The organism is Vreelandella sedimenti (assembly GCF_013416325.1).
Classification (GTDB): Bacteria; Pseudomonadota; Gammaproteobacteria; order Pseudomonadales; family Halomonadaceae; genus Vreelandella; species Vreelandella sedimenti.
Genome location: NZ_JACCGK010000010.1, coordinates 70,148 through 90,576 on the forward strand (window position 1 = coordinate 70,148; position 20,429 = coordinate 90,576).

A 20,429-nucleotide genomic window follows, 5' to 3' on the forward strand; every position below is an offset into this window, starting at 1 on the left:
ACTGTAGCGGCATGCCGCTACAGTTATTCTATAGGCAAGAGGTCATAAAACCTTTACTCAAGCTGGCACCTGCTCACCGATATACCGATGAGCACTTGCTTCCAGTAGCTCCTCCACCTGAGATATCAGATCCTCATCCCCAACAATTGAGAAGTGGTCATGGGGAGTCTCAATTGAGGTTCTCGGGATTCGATTTAACTGGTTCGCTAACGCCTGTCGCTCTTCCCAACCTCTTTTCGATTCCCACCAGCAGTCCACGTCACAGTCCAATGCAGGCAAGGCATCAAGCTGTAGTGAAAGGTACTTCAAATGCCGCGCCACGCAGAATATTCTAGCAAGCTCCTCGCTACCCAATGTTGCGTAACCCTCACGACCATATGCATCGAATGACGCCATTAGCTTCGACAGCTTAATGGCAATCTCCTCCTCACTCGGTTCCTCCTTGCTCTCCTCCTTACCATCCCGAGCTTCAAGCGAAACACTTGGCAGTATTACCGATGCAAAGTTTGCAAAATCTCGCTGCCAGCTATCCTCGCTGTGCAGTTCACCGCCAGGTATATAGGGATCTATCAAAGCCAGTTGGCTCACATCTTGCCCCAGCCCTTCAAGTCGAGCCGCGATCAGTGCTGCCAATGCTCCACCAAGAGACCATCCCAATAGGCGATAGGGTCCCACGGGTTGTATGCGACGTATCGTCTCCACATAGTCATCAGCCATTGTTTCAAGTGAGGTATCTCGATGCTTTGGGTCGGTCAACATTCGGCAAGACAGACCGTAAACCGTGCATACTCCCTGCAAGCGCCGAGCCAACGGTTGATAGTCAAAAACCGTTCCCATCACGGCATGAATGCAGAATAGCGGCGGCTGAGTGCGACACTCGCCATTGAGCATGAGAGCCCCTTTGGGCAGAACCTCAGTGTGATTCCTCACTTCCAGCAGATCAGCAATGGTCGGCTTCTGCATCAGGTCGAATAGCTTGAAGTCGAGTTTAGGTTCCCGCAGCGCTTGCACATGGTTCATTACTTTTAGGCTTAGCAAAGAATCACCACCTAATTCGAAGAAATTATCGGTTTCGCCGACCCGCTCAACGCCCAGCACTTGCTGCCAAATCTCGGCGAGTTGGTGTGCCTCTGGTGTGGAAGGTGCCACGTACTCCCGGGCTTCCCCTAGATGAGGCTCAGGCAATGCTTTGCGCTCCACCTTACCGTTAGCATTCAGCGGCAGTGCATCGATCGTGACTATTACTCTCGGCACCATATAGTCCGGCAACTGTTGACCCAGTCGCTCTCGTAATGCGCTCGTGTCAAGTTCGATGCCAGCTTGGGGAACCACATAAGCCACCAGTCTCGAACCGCCGGGGCCTTCTTGTGTTACTACTACTGCCTCGCGAATCTCCGGTTGCGATAGCAGTTCCGCTTCGATCTCACCTAGTTCTATGCGTAATCCTCGGATCTTAACTTGGTGATCAAGACGCCCCAAGTACTCGAGCTGGCCATCTTCCCGCCAGCGGACCAAGTCGCCGGTACGGTAGAGACGTTCTCCCGTTGTAAACGGATCAGCAACAAAACGATCTGCGGTTAAATCACTCCGGTTTAGATACCCACGAGCCAGACTTACCCCGCCCAGGTAAAGCTCACCCGCTACACCCTGTGGCACTAGGTTGAGCTCGCCATCTAACACATAGGTGCGGGTGCCGCTAATGGGCCGCCCAATAGGTATCTGGCGTTGAGCGTCATCACGACACCACCAGTGCGTGACATGAATCGTGGTTTCGGTGGGGCCATACAGATCATGCAGATTGGCGCCATCAAGACATTCAGCTACATCTTGCTGCAGCGACGCTGGAACGGCTTCGCCACCACACATAATATGTTTGAGGCGCGTTTTGGCTCTAACATCGGGATAGGCCAGGAAGGCCTTGAGCATTGAGGGCACAAAATTGAGCGTGGTGACTCCGTGCCGCTGAATTAGCTCAATGATGCGCTCTGGATCCCGGTGGTCGCCTGGCTGGGCAATCACCAAACGTGCCCCGACACTCAGCGGCCAGAAAATCTCCCATACCGAAACATCGAACCCAAACGGCGCCTTGTGCAGTACGGCATCGGTATCGGTGAGTTGATAGGTCTCCTGCATCCAGACCATGCAGTTGGTCAAGGCATCATGGCGGATGGCGGCGCCCTTGGGCCGCCCAGTGGAGCCCGAAGTGTAAATCACGTAGGCGAGGTGCTCGCCGTGCAGCTCCACCGCAGGATTGGAAGATGCATGATGCGCAACGTCCAGACGATCCAACTCAACAACGCTGAGTTTATCAGCTATCGGCAATGACTCGCGCAAGTGGTGCTGAGTCAGTAGCAGCTCAATGCCACTATCGTCGGCGATGAACGCCAGCCGCTCCGAGGGGTACTCAGGATCCAGCGGCACATAGGCGCCCCCCGCCTTGAGAATCGCCAACAGCCCCACCACCATTTCGATGGAGCGTTCCATGGCGATGCCCACTCGAGTTTCAGGACGAACACCCAAACCAATCAAATAGTGCGCCAAACGGTTCGAACGAGTATTAAGCTCGTCATATCTGAGTCGCTGCTCAGCGAAGATTAGTGCCGTGGCCTCAGGCGTCTTCATGGATTGGCGTTCAATCAGTTGGTGGATTGATTGACCACCGAGATGCAGGTGAGAGTTTTCTCCCCACTCACTCAACAGTTGCCGTTCGTTTTTTCCTAGCAGACTGATCTCGCTTAATAATTGCTCTGGCGCCGAGTGAAGGCTTTCCACAATGCCGACTACCGCCGCGCGCATGTAGTCACATAGCCGCTGAGCACCGACCGAACGGCTCACCTGCCCCACCAATTGAAAGCCTTCTCCCAAATCATCTACCGCCATACCGATGGGATAGTTAGTACGCTCCTGGCCGCCCAATACCTCCATGCCTTCCCAGGTATGAACGGAACTTTCATCTTGTTGAGGTGCGCTGTAACGATAGTTCAGTAAACTGGTAAAGAGTGGCGTCCCACCAGGCAATCCACTACAGCGCTGTGCTAGGCCGAGGCTGGCATGCTCGTGGTGCAGTAGTTCAGATAAAGCATTATGAGTATCGCGCAGGCACTGATCGACCCACTGTGAACCTGTTTTGATGCGCACCGGTAATGTATTGATAAACATCCCCAGCGCTCGTTCGGCCCCTTCCATGCCCTGCATACGCCCAAACAACACAGTGCCGAACACGACGTCGTCCTGCCCAGTAGTTTTACTCAGCACCAAGGCCCAGGCTAGGTGGAACAGGCTGGCCGTGCTGACACCATGCCGCTGCGCCTGTCGCCGCACCTGCCGGGCTAATTCCGATTCAAGAGGAACGCGCACTTCTTCGATATCGCTGCCATCGCCGCGCACTTCCAGCAGCCCAAAGGGCGCCGTGGGTTCCTTTACCTCACTCAGTTGCTCTCGGAAGAAATTCTCATGCGCTTCTGTACTTACACCCAGCCGGGCCTCCGCTACAAAGTTGCGGAATGGTAGCGGCTTGGGCAACGCGTCCTCACGCCCTTGCTGGATCAGGGCGATCTCTTTAACCAGTAGCTCAAGGGTGGTGTGATCCATCACTAGGTGGTGACTGGGTAACTGTAGCAACCACCGCTGTTGCTCGGCATCGTATGCAGCCACCGCCCGTAACATAGGTGCCTGGCGAACATCGAGGCGACGATATTCAGGATCCACCTGAGTGTATAACCATTCGGCTAAACGGCCGGTTGACTCATCCGGCACCACTGACCATTCGATTTCCAGCACAGCATGTCTGGAAACCACCTGCACCGGCTCTCGGAGCCCTTCCCAGAGTACGGCAGTACGCAGAATATCGTGTCGGGCAATAAGCTGGTTAAAACCGGCTATAAAGGCTTCCAGCCGTTCTCGGCTGTCGAAACCTAGCAAGCGAGGAGCCACGTAGGCATCACCCTTTTGCTGTAACCGGTGGTGAAAAAGGATCCCTTCCTGCAGCGGTACCAGAGGGTAGATATCCTGGATGTTAGCAGCACCACTCGGCACTGCTGCTTCAATCGTACTGATCTCCTCGGCGTTGAGTTCAATCAAGGTCAACATCTCAGGCTCAATAGCCTGGCACTCACGGGGGATCCGATTAGGCGGGATGACGATTTCCTGCCGCAATGGCTTTTGTGCAATGGCCTGGACAAAGGCCGCCAATGCTGGGAACTGAAACAGGGTTCGCACCTGCGTCGTCAGTCCCAGATGCCGCATTTGCTCCAGCACTTTTAGAGCCAACAGCGAATGGCCCCCCAATTCAAAAAAGTTGTCGTGACGGCCGACACGCTCAACGCCAAGGACTTCAGACCAGATTGCCGCTAATGCTTCTTCTACCTCGCCCTGAGGCGTCTCGTACTGCAAGCCACTGGCCAAATCCGGCTCGGGCAGCGCCTTGCGGTCTACTTTGCCGTTAGCATTCAGTGGCATTGCATTAAGGGTAACCACAACTCCTGGAACCATATAATCCGGGAGCTTTTGGCCCAGCGCTTCACGTAGTGAGCTGGTGTCGAGTTCACTGTCAGCTTGGGAAACCACATAAGCGACCAGCCTCGAACCGCCGGGGCTTTCCTGGGCGACCACCACCGCCTCGCGAACCGCCGGCTGAGCGAGTAGTTCGGCTTCGATCTCACCTAGCTCGATCCGCAAGCCACGGATTTTCACTTGATGATCAAGGCGGCCCAAGTACTCGAGCTGGCCACCCTCCCGCCAGCGCACCAGATCGCCCGTACGGTAGAGGCGCTCGCCCTGCGCAAACGGATCAGCGACAAAACGTTCTGCGGTAAGGTCAGGCCGGTGCAGGTAGCCCCGCGCCAAACCCATACCTCCGAGATAGAGTTCACCTTCGACTCCGGGCGGCGCCAAGTTAAGATCGCTATCCAATACGTAAGTGCGGATACCGGCGATAGGTTGGCCGATAGCTACCTGGTTGCGCCCATCGTCTTGGCAAGTCCAGTGGGTAACATCGATGGCGGCTTCGGTGGGGCCATAGAGGTTGTAGAGTGCCACTTGAGGTAAGCGGGCAAATACCTGATTCTGCAACTCTGCCGGTAGCGCTTCGCCGCTACACACCATGCGTGTCAGGCTGGTGCAGGCTTCTATCTCTCCATGCGCCAAGAAGGCCTGCAGCATTGAAGGTACAAAGTGCAGTGTAGTGATGTCATGGGTACGGATTAGCTCGACCAATTGTGACGGTTCGCGATGGGCTCCCGGCGGCGCCATCACCAGGCGCCCCCCCTGCATCAGCGGCCAGAAGAACTCCCACACCGAGACATCGAAGCTGAAGGGCGTCTTCTGCAGCACCGCATCGTCAGCCGTTAGGCCATAGGCATCCTGCATCCACCGTAAGCGATTAGTCAGTGCATGGTGACGGTTGGCCACTCCTTTGGGTCGCCCGGTGGAACCCGAGGTGTAAATCACGTAGGCGAGGTGCTCACCATGCAGGGCTACTCCGGGATTATTCGAGGCATAGTGCGCTACTTCTAGACGATCCAGCTCGATAACGCTCAGACTCTCAGCTATCGGCAACGTATCGCGAAGATGCTGCTGGGTGAGAAGCAACTCGATGCCGCTGTCTTCGACCATATAGGCCAGCCGCTCGGAGGGGTAATCCGGATCCAGTGGCACATAGGCGCCACCCGCCTTGAGAATCGCTAGTAGACCCACCACCATCTCGATGGAGCGTTCCATGGCGACACCCACCTGGGTTTCGGGCCTTACACCTAGGCCAATAAGATAATGAGCCAAGCGGTTGGCGCGGGTATTGAGTTCGGCGTAGCTAAGTGACTGATCTTCGAATACTACTGCCGTGACCTCGGAAGTTGCCAAAGCCTGCTGCTCAATCAGATAATGGACTGGAGAAGTGTCAGAATACTGTTGCTTATCCTCTCCCCACTCTCTCAACAACTGCTGCTCGTCTGTTCTGAGTAGGCTGATCTCACTTAATGATTGTTGAGATGCAGCTTGCAGACTTTCTACGATGCCTGCAATTGCTGTACTCAGATAGTCACACAGCCGCTGAGCACCGACTATACGGCTCACCTGCCCTACCAACTGGAAGCCGTTACCTAGATCGTCCACCGACATCGTGATCGGGTAGTTGGTGCGCTCCTGACTATCCAGCAAAATCATGCCCGAGCTAGGCTGAGAGTCTTCATCCTTTGTCGGGCTATAGCGGTAGTTAAATAGAGTTGTGAACAGCGGTGTTCTTCCAGGCAGACCGCTGCAGCGTTGCGCCAGGGCGAGGCTCGCATGCTCGTGTTGCAACAGCGCAGACAGGGCCTCGTGGGCCTGGCGTAGGGAGTTCTCGATGCCTTGGGAACCCGTCTTAATACATATGGGCAGCGTATTGATAAACATCCCCAAAGCCCGTTCGGCACCCTCGGCGCCTTGCATGCGCCCGAATAACAGGGTGCCAAACACCACATCGTCCCGCCCAGTGGTTTTGCTCAGCACCAACGCCCAGGCCAGATGGAACAGGCTAGCCGTGCTCACACCATAACGCTGTGACTGTTGCCTCATCTGCTGGGCCAGCTCCACTGGCAAAGGAAGGCGAACTTCCTCTATCTCACTGCCATCGCCGCGAACGTCTAACAGACCGAAGGGCGCGGTAGGTTCTTCAACATCGCCCAACCGCTCGCGGAAGAAGGCCTCATGCTCTTTCTGGCTTACCCCTAGTCGGGTCTGGGCAACGAAATTGCGGAATGGGAGCGGTTGGGGTAATTCATCTTCGCGGTCTTGCTGGATCAGGGTAATCTCTTCCACTAGTAGCTCAAGGGTAGTGTGATCCATCACCAAGTGATGACCAGGCAACTGCATTAGCCATCGATCCTGTCTAACATCGTACGCAGCCAGCGCCCGAAGCATCGGCGCTCGCCGCACATCAAGGCGATGATGCTCAGGATCCACTTTCGCATTCAGTTGTTCGGCAACGCTTTGTGATGAGGCGCCATCCACGTTTAGCCATTCGAGGGCTAATTCGGCATGCCGGTATACCACCTGTACCGGCTCGCGCAGGTTTTCCCACAACACCGCTGTACGTAAAATATCATGACGGGCAATCAGCTTATTGAAACAGGCTATAAAGGCTTCCAGTCGTTCTCGGCTGTCGAAGCCAAGCAGACGCGGGGTGACATAGGCATCGCCTTCTTCCTGCAGCCTATGGTGGAAGAGAATGCCCTCCTGCAGTGGTGCCAACGGATAAACATCCTGAATATTGCTAGTAACGCCGGGCACTGCCGCTTCGATGGCGCTGATCTCTTCGTCATCGAGTTCAATTAAGGGCAGCATCTCAGGCTGGAGAGCCTGACAATCTTGGGGGATCCGGTTGGGCGGGATGATTACCTCCTGCCGCTCTGATGTCTGCGTCAGTGCCTGGGCAAAGGTCGCCAATTCCGGGTATTGGAACAGCGTGCGTACCTGCGCCGTTAGTCCCCGATGCCGCATTTTCTCCAGCACTTTTAGAGCTAGCAGCGAATGCCCCCCCAGCTCAAAGAAGTTGTCATGACGGCCCACACATTTGACACCAATCACCTCTGACCAGACTTCCGCCATCGCTTCTTCCACTTCGCCCTGGGGCGGCTCATACTGCGAGCCACTGGCCAAATCCGGCACGGGCAGGGCCTTACGGTCTACCTTGCCATTGGCATTCAACGGAAGCGACTCCAATGGGATCACAACGCTCGGCACCATATAGTCCGGCAGTCGTTGCCCCAGCGCCTCACGTAGTGAGCTAGTGTCGAGCTTGATGTTAGCCTGGGGAACCACATAAGCGACTAACCTAGAGCCGCTAGAACCTTCCTGAGCTACCACTACCGCTTCGCGAACCTCTGGCTGGGATAATAGCTCGGCTTCGATCTCCCCCAGTTCGATACGTAGGCCACGTATTTTTACTTGATGGTCGAGGCGCCCCAGGTACTCGAGCTGGCCATCCTCCCGCCACCGCACCAGATCGCCGGTGCGGTAGAGGCGCTCGCCCTCTGTGAACGGATCAGCGATAAAGCGCTCCGCCGTAAGATCACTGCGATTGAGATAGCCACGGGCCAGACTGATCCCACCCAGGTATAACTCTCCAGCCACACCCGGTGGCGCCAGGTTGAGCTCACCATCCAAGACGTAGGTGCGGGTACCGCTAATGGGCCGCCCAATGGGGATCTGGCGATGAGCGTCATCACGACACCACCAGTAAGTGACATGAATGGTGGTTTCAGTGGGGCCATAAAGATCGTGGAGGTGGGCACTATCAAGACACTCAGCCACATCCTGCTGTAGCGTGGCTGGCACGGCCTCGCCACCGCACATGATATGTTTGAGACGCGTTTTGGCCTTAACATCGGGATAGGCCAGGAACGCCTTGAGCATAGAGGGCACGAAATTGAGCGTGGTCACGCCGTGCCGCTGGATCAGCTCAATGATGCGCTCAGGATCTCGATGGTCGCCCGGCTGGGCGATCACCAAACGTGCCCCAACACTTAGCGGCCAGAAAATCTCCCATACCGAGACGTCGAACCCAAATGGCGCCTTATGTAGTACGGCATCGGTATCGGTGAGTTGGTAGGTCTTCTGCATCCAGACCATGCAGTTGGTCAAGGCATCATGGCGGATGGCCGCGCCCTTAGGACGCCCGGTAGAGCCTGAGGTGTAAATCACATAGGCGAGGTGTTCGCCGTGTAGCGCCACCGCTGGATCGGTAGCGGCGTGATGTGCCACGTCCAGCCGATCCAACTCAACGACGCTTAGGCCATCAGCGACCGGCAATGACCTACGCAAGTGGTGCTGAGTCAGCAGCAACTCGATGCCACTATCGTCAGCGATGAACGCCAGCCGCGCCGAGGGGTACTCGGGATCCAGCGGCACATAGGCGCCGCCCGTTTTGAGAATCGCCAACAGCCCCACCACCATTTCGATGGAGCGTTCCATGGCGATGCCCACCCGGGTTTCGGGTACTACGCCTAGACCGATCAGATAGTGGGCCAGCCGGTTGGCACGTGTATTAAGCTCACCATAGTTGAGTAACTGCTCTTCAAATATTAAGGCAGTAGCCTCGGGCATTACTGCGGCCTGGCGCTCGATCAACTGATGAATTGGTGCAGCCTCGGAATACTGTTGAGTCTTCTCTCCCCAGTCGCTCAACAACTGCTGCTCGTTTTTTCCTAGCAGGCTGATCTCACTTATCGCTTGCCTCGGTACCGTTTGCAGACTTTCCACAATGCCGGCTACAGCGGCTTCCATGTAATCACATAACCTTTGTGCACCAATCGTGCGAATCACCTGCCCCACTAGCTGGAAGCCCTCTCCCAGATCATCTACCGCCATACCAATCGGATAGTTGGTACGCTCCTGGCCGCCCAGCACTTCCATCCCCTCCAAGGTATGAATGGAACGACCTTCGTGCTTAGGTGCGCTATAGCGATAGTTCAGCAAACTGGTGAAGAGCGGCATGCCACTCGGTAGCCCACTACAGCGCTGAGCAAGTCCAAGGCTAGCGTGCTCGTGATAAAGCAGTGCAGATAGGGACTCGTGGGTTTGGCGCAAGGACTGCTCGATACCTTGAGTGCCCATTTTGATACGCACAGGCAAAGTGTTGATAAACATCCCCAGTGCCCGCTCAGCTCCTTCAGTGCCCTGCATACGGCCGAACAAAACGGTGCCAAATACCACGTCATCCCGCCCGGTGGTTTTGCTTAGCACCAAGGCCCAGGCCAAGTGGAACAGGCTAGCCGTGCTCACACCATGGCGTTGTGCCTGCTGCCGCACCTGTTGAGCCAACTCTGGCTCTAGCGGCAGCCGCATTTCCTCGATATCGCTGCCATCGCCGCGGACCTCCAGTAGTCCGAAAGGCGCGGTCGGTTCTTCCACATCGCCCAACCGCTCGCGGAAGAAGGTTTCATGCTCTTCCTGGCTTACCCCTCGTCGGGTCTGAGCAACGAAGTTACGGAATGGGATAGGCTTGGGCAGTTCGTCTTCGCAGCCTTGCTGGATCAGGGTAATTTCATCCACCAGTAGCTCGAGAGTGGTGTGATCCATGACGAGATGGTGGCTAGGCAACTGCAGCAACCAGCGTCCCTGCTCAGCATCGTGGGCCGCCAGCGCCCGAAGCATCGGCGCTCGGCGTACATCGAGGCGGTGGCGCTCAGGATCCACCTCGGCATTCAGCCGTTCGACAACGCTTTGTGATGGGACGCCATCCACGATTAGCCACTCGAGGGCTAATTCGGCATGCCGGTATACCACCTGCACCGGCTCGCGCAGGTTTTCCCACAACACCGCGGTACGCAGAATATCGTGACGGGCAATCAGCTTATTGAAACAGGCTATAAAGGCTTCCAGCCGTTCTCGGCTGTCGAAACCAAGTAAGTGTTGGGTCACATAGGCATCTCCTTCTAGCTGCAGCCGGTGGTGGAAGAGAATACCCTCCTGTAACGGTGCTAGTGGGTAGATATCCTGGATATTGCTGGCCCCACCCGGCACGGCCGTTTCGATGGCGCTGATCTCTTCGGCATTGAGCTCGATGAGTGTCAACATCTCAGGTTGGAGAGTCTGACAATCGTGAGGGATCAGATTGGGCGGGATATTGATTTCCTGCTGTCCTGATGTCTGCGTCAATGCCCGGGCGAAGGCCGCTAGTTCCGGGCACTGGAACAGCGTGCGCACCTGCGCCGTCAAGCCCCGGTGCCGCATTTGCTCCAGCACTTTTAGAGCCAGAAGCGAATGCCCCCCCAGCTCAAAGAAGTTGTCATGACGGCCCACACGTTCGACGCCAATTACCTCTGACCAGATTCCCGCCAGCGCTTTTTCCACCTCTCCCTGAGGCGGCTCATAGTGCGTGTTACTGGCCAAGTCCGGCTTGGGCAGGGCCTTGCGATCCACCTTGCCATTAGCATTCAGCGGCAGTGCTTCGAGCATGACCACGACGCCCGGCACCATATAGTCTGGCAGTCGTTGCCCCAGCACCTCACGTAGTGAGGTGCTATCGAGTTCACTGCCAGCCTGGGGAACCACATAGGCCACCAGTCTCGAACCAGTGGAGCCTTCTTGCGCTACCACTACCGCCTCGTGAACTGTCGGCTGAGAGAGTAGTTCGGCTTCGATCTCACCTAGCTCAATACGTAGGCCGTGGATCTTAACCTGGTGATCGAGGCGGCCCAGGTACTCAAGCTGGCCATCCTCCCGCCAGCGCACTAGATCGCCGGTACGGTAGAGGCGTTCTCCCTGCGCAAACGGATCAGCGATAAAACGTTCTGCTGTAAGGTCGGTACGATTCAAATAGCCCCTCGCTAGACCAGCGCCGCCCAGGTAAAGCTCACCTGCTATGCCGACCGGTACAAGATTCAGATCGGCATCCAGCACCAGTGCCTTACGTGCCCCAATTGGCTGGCCGATCGGCACTTGAGGCGACTGCCCCAACCCAGCATCGTCTGACCATAGCGTCGGCGAGATAACGGTTTCGGCCGGACCATAGGCATTGAACAGTCGCTCTGGCTGGCAAATTCGACGAACTCCCTCAAACTCATCTCGCGACCAGGCTTCGCCACCGGCAATGCATAGGCGCACTGGCAAGGAACCTGCCGACAAGCTTTGATAGAGGTGGCGTAAATAAGCCGGCGGCAGATACAGCACGCTAACGGCATGCTGCCGCACCAGAGTGGCTAGCGTCTCGGTTCCTAGATGGCGTCCTTGTGGTAGCACAAGGGCTGCTCCTGCTAGCAGTGGAAGCAACCACTGTTCCCCAGCGGCGTCAAAACTGATCGAAGCGAACTGAAGCAGCCGGTCTTCGGGCGTCAGTCCATAGCGCGCGCCAATCGCTTGAAGATGCATCGACAGCGGGCCATGACTCACCCCAACGCCCTTGGGCCGCCCAGTGGAGCCCGAAGTGTAGATCAAATAGGCGAGGTGCTCGCCATGCAGCGTCACCTCAGGATTGGTCGAGGCATGCTGCGTGACGTCCAGCCGACCCAGCTCGATAACTCTCAGGCTCTCAGCCACAGGCAACGTATCGCGAAGATGCTTCTGGGTGAGCAACAGCTCGATGCCGCTGTCTTCGGCCATATAGGCCAGCCGCTCGGCGGGGTAGTCCGTATCCAGTGGCACATAGGCGCCACCCGCCTTGAGAATCGCCAGCAGTCCCACCACCATCTCGATGGAACGCTCAACAGCGATTCCCACCCGCGTCTCAGGTTTTACGCCTAGGCCAATTAGGTAGTGAGCCAACTGGTTGGCGCGGATATTGAGTTGGGCGTAGCTGAGTGTCTGATTTTTGAATACTAGTGCCGTAGCCTCTGGGGTTGCCTCAGCCTGCCGTTCAATTAGGTGATGGATTGGCTGGGCAGCGGGATGCCGTTGTGTGTTTACACCCCATTTCTGTAATTTTAGCTGTTCATCTTTATCTAGCAGTTCGATATCGCTCAACGCGCATTCAGGCACCTCTGCCAGTGCCTGAAGAATGACCGTATAGTGCTGAGCTAGACGTTTAATGGTGGTTGCATCAAATAGCTCTTCTGCATAAACGAAGCTTGCCTCCAGGCAGTCATCATTGCGTTCTACCACATTTAGCGTCAGTTCTAACTGCGCTCTTCCATGCTCCAGCGGCCAGTTTCTCAATTCCAGTCCTGGTAGCGTCTTCAGCGATCCATGATCTTGCCGCTGGTGGTTGAACATCACCTGGAACAGCGGCGTGTGGCTCAAGCTACGCTCGGGCTGCAGCGCTTCCACTAATTGCTCGAACGGCAGATCTTGATGCTCTTGTGCCCCCAGAGCTGCACGTTTGCTCTGTTCCAGCGCCTCAGCCAGGCTAAGGCGTCCACATAACGTATTGCGCAGTACCTGGGTGTTGACGAAAAGCCCCACCACGCCTTGGGTCTCCATCCGGTGGCGGTTGGCAATTGGCACGCCGACCCGGATATTTTCCTGTCCCGTATATCGATACAGCAGCGCTTGGAAACCGGTGAGTAACGTCATAAACAGGGTGGCGCCCTTCGCCTGAGCCTGATGACTCAATCCGCTCACCATCGAGCCAGGAAGCATTATTTCGTGGCTTGCTGCTTGATAGTGTCCATCGCTGCGACGTGGGCGATCGGTCGGCAACTTCAGTACCGGGTGTTCGTTGCCAAGTTCCACCTGCCAGTATGCGAGCTGGCGTTCTTTCTCGCCCGCTTCCATCCATTGACGCTGCCAGAGTGCATAATCAGCGTACTGTATCGGCAGGGCTGGCGGCTGCCACGTTTCACCCGTTACCCGAGCGGAGTAGTCCGCTGCAAATTCATCGATGATCAACTGCATCGACCAACCATCGGAGACGATGTGGTGCATTACCACTACTAACAGGTACTCCTCTTCAGCTAAACGCAGTATCCCCACGCGCAAAAGTGGCCCCTGCTCCAAATCGAAAGGATCGTTGCAAAGCCGATCAACCTGATTTTCTATTGCCCCTTCTCGTTCAGCCTTCGGCATATGACCTAGGTCGACCTCATGCAATGCGAAGTTGCTATCAGCCTGCACCACCTGCATCACACCACCCTCGCCATCGTCGCGGAACACCGTCCGCAATGTTTCATGACGAGATATTAAGGCGGAGAAGCTACCCCGGAGTGCTTCAGTATCCAGCGAGCCCTTAAGGGTCAGAGCACCAGTAATATGGTAAGCGCTGCTTTGAGGATCCATGCGCCACAGAAACCACTGGCGAAGTTGGGCATAAGAGGGTGAGCAAGCTGTCTGTTGTGATACAGGACGAGAAAGAATTGGGAACTGGCCAATGCCTAACCCCTGAGTGCGAATCTTGTCGTAAACTGCGCGACGCTGCTCAACAGGTAATCCGGCAAAGCGTTCCGCAATACGACGGGTATCTATGTTACTCATTGAACGGTATCCATGCTGTCGATAAAGGAATCAATATCGGAGAGCGACTGCTCTAAGGAGTGCCCGCTGCTTAGCGTGGCAATACACTCTGCCAGGTCGCGCAGCAGTGGTTTCCTAAACACCTCGGATAGTTGGAGCTCAACTTGCATATCAGCTTGAACGCGAGCCGCCATTTGCATCGCAAGTAGCGAGTGCCCCCCCAACTCGAAGAAATTGTCGTGACGCCCCACTTGATCCACGCCCAACACATCAGCCCAGATTTCCGCCAGCGCTTCTTCCACCTCGCCTTTAGGCGGCTCGTATTGCGAGCCACTGGCTAAATCCGGCGCAGGGAGTGCCTTACGATCCACCTTGCCGTTGGCATTCAGCGGCAGTGACTCAAGCGTAACCACAACGCCCGGCACCATATAGTCCGGTAGCTTTTTACCGAGTGCTTCACGTAATACGGCGGTATCGAGTTCACTGCCAGCTCGGGGCACCACATAAGCGACTAACCTAGAACCACCGGGTCCTTCTTGAGCGACTACTACTGACTCGCGAACCTCCGGCTGAGATAATAGCTCGGCTTCGATCTCACCCAGTTCGATACGCAGGCCGCGGATTTTCACCTGGTGGTCTAGGCGACCCAAGTACTCGAGCTGGCCATCCTCCCGCCAGCGCACTAGGTCGCCGGTGCGGTAGAGGCGCTCGCCCTTGGCAAACGGATCGGAGATAAAACGTTCTGCAGTAAGCTCTGGGCGGTGTAGGTAGCCCCGCGCCAACCCAATGCCTCCAAGATAAAGCTCACCCGCGACCCCGGGAGGCGCCATGCTGAGATCGCTGTCTAGTACGTAGGTGCGGATACCGGCGATCGGTTGGCCAATCGCTACCTGATTGCGCCCATCGTCTTGGCACGTCCAGTGGGTAACATCGATAGCTGCTTCTGTGGGGCCATAGAGGTTGTACAGTCCCGTTTGAGGTAACCGAGCCAATACTTGGTTCTGCAGTTCAGCCGATAACGCTTCGCCGCTACATACCAGGCGCGTCAGGCTGGCACAGGCATCTAACTCGCCATGCGCCAGAAAGACCTGCAGCATTGAAGGTACGAAGTGCAGCGTGGTGATCTTGTGGGTACGGATCAGCTCGACCAGTTGTGCCGGTTCGCGATGAGCACTTGGTGGCGCCATTACCAACCGCGCGCCCTGCATCAGCGGCCAGAAGAACTCCCACACGGAAACGTCAAAGCTGAAGGGCGTTTTCTGTAGCACCGCATCGTCGGTCGTTAGGCCATAGGCGTCTTGCATCCACTGCAGGCGATTGGACAGTGCATAGTGACGATTGGCCGCGCCCTTAGGCCGCCCGGTGGAGCCTGAGGTGTAAATGATATAGGCAAGGTGTTCACCATGCAGGGCCTCTTCAGGGTTGGTTGACGAATAAGGCGTCACATCCAACTGATCCAGCTCAATAACGTTCAAGCTTTCAGCTACTGGTAACGACTCGCGAAGATGTTGCTGAGTGAGCAGTAGCTCGATATCGCTGTCTTCGACCATATAGGCTAATCGATCGCTCGGATAATCTGGATCCAGCGGTACGTAAGCGCCACCTGCCTTGAGAATGCCCAGCAGCCCTACCACCATCTCGATGGAGCGTTCAACGGCAATGCCTACCCGAGTTTCGGGTTTTACACCTAGACCGATAAGGTAGTGGGCCAACTGGTTGGCGCGGTTATTGAGTTCGGTGTAGTTGAGCGACCGATCTCCGAGTACTAGTGCAGTAGCATCGGGGATTTCCGCAGCCTGCTTCTCAATCAGTTGATGGATTGGTGCAGCCTCGGAATAATGTTGGGTATTTTCTCCCCACTCGCTCAACAGTTGCTGTTCGTCTGTTCTGAGTAGGTTGATCTCACTTAATGGTTGTTGAGGCACCGCTTGCAGATTGTCTACAATACCTACAATGGCTGAGTTCAAATAATCACAAAGCCGCTGTGCTCCGATCGCACGGCTCACCTGCCCTACCAATTGGAAGCCGTTACCCAGATCGTCCACCGACATCGTGATCGGGTAGTTGGTACGCTCCTGGCCACCCAGTACCTCCATACCTTCCCAAATATGAATAGGATTTCCCTCTTGTTGAGGGGCGCTATAACGATAGTTCAGCAGACTCGTGAATAGTGGAGTTCCGCTTGGTAACCCGCTGCAGTGCTGTGCGAGGCCAAGACTGGCATGTTCATGGTGCATTAGCACAGATAGAGCGTCGTGGGTTTGGCGTAAGCACTTATCGACACCTTGAGCACCCACTTTGATACGCACCGGTAGCGTATTGATAAACATACCCAGCGCCCGCTCGGCCCCTCCAGTGCCTTGCATACGCCCAAACAGCACCGTTCCAAATACTACGTCGTCATGCCCTGTGGTCTTGCTTAGCACCAAGGCCCAAGCCAAGTGGAATAGACTAGCCGTGCTTACACCATAGCGCTGAGCCTGCTGCCGAACTTGCTGGGCTAGTTCCGTAGTCAAAGGAACGCGCACTTCTTCGATATCGCTGCCATCGCCACGAACGTCTAGCAGCCCGAAGGGCGCTGTCGGTTCTTCAACATCGTTCAACTGCTCTCTAAAGAAGACTTCGTGCTCTTCCAGGCTTACTCCTAGCCGGGCCTGCGCCACGAAGTTGCGGAAGGGTAGCGGTGGAGGTAACTCGCTCTCGCGGCCTTGCTGGATCAGGGAAATTTCTTCTACCAGCAGCTCAAGAGTGGTGTGATCCATGACTAGATGATGACTAGGTAACTGTAGCAACCAGCGTCCCTGCTCAGCATCGTGGGCAGCCAGCGCCCGAATCATAGGTGCTTGGCGCACATCAAGGCGATGGTGCTCAGGATCCACCTGGATATTCAGCCGTTCAGCGGCGCAGTGAGAACCACCACCATCCAAGTCTAGCCATTCGAGAGCTAATTTGGCATGCCGGTAAACCACCTGCGCCGGTTCGCGAAGCCCTTCCCAAAGAACCGCGGTACGTAAAATATCGTGACGGGCAATCAGCTTATTAAAACCGACAATAAAGGCTTCCAGCCTCTCCCTGCTATCAAAGCCCAGCAGGCGAGGCGTCACATAGGCATCGCCCTCTTCCTGCAACCGGTGGTGAAAGAGAATCCCCTCCTGCAACGGCGCCAGCGGGTAGATATCCTGAATATTGCTAGCACTGCCGGGCACTGCCGCTTCGATCTCACGAAGCTCTTCGGCATTGAGCTCGATGAGTGTCAACATCTCAGGCTGGAGAACCTCGCAATAGTGAGGGATCAGATTGGGCGGGATGTTTACCTCCGCTTGCTCGGGCGCTTGCATCAACGCGTGAGCAAAGGATGCCAGTTCCGGGTGTTGGAACAGAGTACGCACCTGCGCCGTCAGGCCCCGATGCCGCATTTGCTCCAACACCTTCAGAGCCAACAACGAATGGCCCCCCAGCTCGAAGAAGTTGTCGTATCGGCCCACACGTTCGACGCCAATTACCTCTGACCAGATTTCCGCCAGCGCTTCTTCCACTTCGCCCTGGGGCGGCTCATACTGCGAGTTACTGGCCAAGTCCGGCTTGGGCAGGGCCTTGCGATCTACCTTGCCATTGGCATTCAGCGGCAGCACATCGAGGGTGACCACGACGCCCGGAACCATGTAATCTGGCAACTGTTGACCCAGTCGATCGCGTAATTTACTGGTGTCAAGTTCACTGTCGCCTTGGGGAACCACATACGCCACCAGCCTCGAGCCACTATGGCTTTCTTGGGCAACCACCACCGCCTCGCGAATTTCCGGTTGCGATATCAGTTCAGCTTCGACCTCACCTAGCTCAATACGTAGGCCGCGTATTTTTACCTGGTGATCAAGGCGGCCTAGGTACTCGAGCTGGCCATCCTCCCGCCAGCGCACCAGATCGCCGGTGCGATAGAGGCGTTCGCCCTGCTCAAATGGATCCGCGACGAAACGCTCTGCCGTTAAGCCACTACGATTCAGATAACCGCGGGCCAACCCCATACCCCCCAGATACAGTTCACCCCCTATGCCAGTTGGCACAAGATTCAGATCGGGATCCAGCACTAGCGCCTTACGCGCCCCAATTGGCTGACCGATCGGCACTTGGGATGATTGTCCAAGGCCCGCATCATCCGACCATAGTGTCGGAGAAATAACCGCCTCGGCCGGGCCATAAGCGTTAAACAGGCGTTCCGGCTCACAAGTTCTACGTATGCCTTCGAAGTCTTCACGCGACCAAGCTTCGCCACCGGCGATACAAAGGCGCACCGGCAGGGAGCCTGCCTGCAAGCTTTGATGGAGATGGCGCAGATAGGCCGGCGGCAGGTAGAGCACGCTAACGGCATGCTGTCGCACTAATGTGGCTAGCGTCTCAATTTCCAAGTGTCGACCCTGAGGAAGCACGAGGGCTGCACCTGCCAAGAGTGGAAGCAGCCACTGTTCTCCAGAGGCGTCGAAACTGATCGAAGCAAACTGCAGCAGCCGGTCTTCGAGCGTCAGACCATAGAGCTTTCCAATCGCTTGGAGATGCATCGAAAGAGGGGCATGACTCACTCCAACTCCCTTAGGTCGACCAGTGGAACCAGAGGTATAAATTACATAGGCGAGATGTTCGCAGTACAGGGGCACCTCTGGATTGGCCGATGCATGGTGCGCGATATCCAACTGATCCAACTCAATAACGTTCAGGCTCCCTACCACCGGTAAGATGTCGTGCAGGTGCTGTTGGGTAAGCAGCAGTTCAATGCCGCTGTCTTTGACCATATAGGCCAACCGATCACTCGGATAATCTGGATCTAGTGGCACATAAGCGCCACCCGCCTTGAGAATACCCAAAAGCCCCACCACCATCTCGATGGAGCGCTCCATGGCGATGCCCACCCGGCTCTCTGGCTTTACGCCTAGACCGATCAGGTAGTGGGCCAACTGGTTGGCACGGGCATTGAGCTCGGTGTAGTTGAGCGAATGGTCTTTGAATACTAGTGCCGTAGCCTCTGGGGTTGCCGCAGCTTGGCGCTCTATGACGTGATGGATGGGTTCGACCGGACTATCGGTTGCTGCGTGGCTTCCCCAGTCGAGCAGCAATGCTTTTTCCGTATTCTCAGGTAGTTCGATAGAGGAGAGCTGTGTTTCCGGCTTTTCTAATAAAATTTTCAGTACTTTCTGGTAATAACCTATCAAACGTTGGATGGTATGTTCTTCAAACAGATCGGTATTGAATTCTAGAGCACCAACTACTTGCTCCTGTTCAATAAACATATCCAGGGATAGCTCAAACTTTGCACTCGTCTGAGGAAGATCGATTAGTTCGACAGACACATCATCTAACTGCAGCTGCTCGTCATCAGAGCTGAACTGGAGGCCAAACATGACCTGAAACAGCGGCTGTCGAACGGGATCCCGCTTTACTTTCCGTTGTTCGAGCAAGACCTCCAATGGCATATCAGCGTAATTGAGCGATCCCACTGCATCTTTTTTAACCTGTCGGCATACGTCACCCAGCGTCATAACTGAATTTACTCGTACTCGAAACGGCAGTGTCGTGATGAAAAAGCCCACGACCTCCTGAAACTTCTCCTGCTGGCGACCTGACGACGGCACACCAATGGCGAAATCTTGCTGTCCACAATAGCGGGCCAGCACTACTTGCCAGGCAGCGAAAAGTGGCACGAAAGGAGTAAAGCGCTGTTGTTGGCAAAAGGCTTTTAGGGAACTGGTGAGGCTGCTATCCAACACGAAACGCTTTGTGGCTCCCCGAAATTCTTGCTGTTTGGGATAGACTCGATCCGTGGTGATTTCCAGCGGCGGGACATCATCCCCTAGGTGTTCATTCCAATACTTAAGTTCCTTGTCAATATCGCCCGACGCCACTCTCTTCTGTTGCTGCAGAACATAGTCACCATACTGCATGGGCAAGCTTGGAAGCTGCGCATCTCCGTTTTGGCCCAACGCCTGACGATAGGCTTCACTCAGATCGGATTCGATGATGCGGTTAGACCATGCATCTGAAATGATGTGGTGAAGGCAGACAACCAGAACGTGTCGGCGCTCTTCCATCTTTATCAACCGAGCCACTAGCAACGGTGGCTCACCAAGATCGAAGACATGCTGCGCGACTTCCTCGATCGAGCGCGTCCGCCTTTCGTCCTGCGCTGGTGCAGCCAGCTCAGAGAGATCCTGTCTATGAATAGAAAAAGAGACGCCGGGGAGTACGACCTGCTGCGGTACGCCGTTGCTCTCAAAGAATCGTGTTCTTAATACGCTATGGCGTTGAATTAGTGCTTGAAAGGCTCGTTCTAGCGCCCCTGCGTCCACGTTTCCGGTAAGCCGGTAAGCACGCGGCTGGTTGTAGGCGGTAAGATCCGGCGAATAACGATGCAGGAACCAAAGCTGCTGCTGAGAATATGACAGAGGCAATGCCTCACCTTCACGAACTGCTTCCGGTACTCCAGCTTGCACTTCCCTGTCATCAATAGGTGCTGCCACATCTTGTGGATGAGCCAATTCCTTCATCGCTAAATCCTCTTCCTGTACCGCGTTACAAATGAT

2 protein-coding genes are annotated in these 20,429 nt (G+C 55.7%); both read right to left on the bottom strand.

Translation table 11 applies throughout. The features are described 5' to 3' along the window. Positions 1–57: 57 nt before the first annotated feature. Complete coding sequence (locus HZU72_RS12530; protein ID WP_180092461.1) at positions 58–13,881, bottom strand: non-ribosomal peptide synthetase; 13,824 nt, start codon at positions 13,879–13,881, stop codon at positions 58–60. Beyond that, positions 13,878–20,393 carry a non-ribosomal peptide synthetase gene (locus HZU72_RS12535; protein ID WP_180092466.1) on the bottom strand — a complete coding sequence of 2,172 codons (6,516 nt, stop codon included), beginning with the start codon at positions 20,391–20,393 and terminating at the stop codon, positions 13,878–13,880. Before HZU72_RS12535 ends, HZU72_RS12530 begins: the two co-directional genes overlap by 4 nt. Between the last annotated feature and the right edge of the window lie 36 nt (positions 20,394–20,429).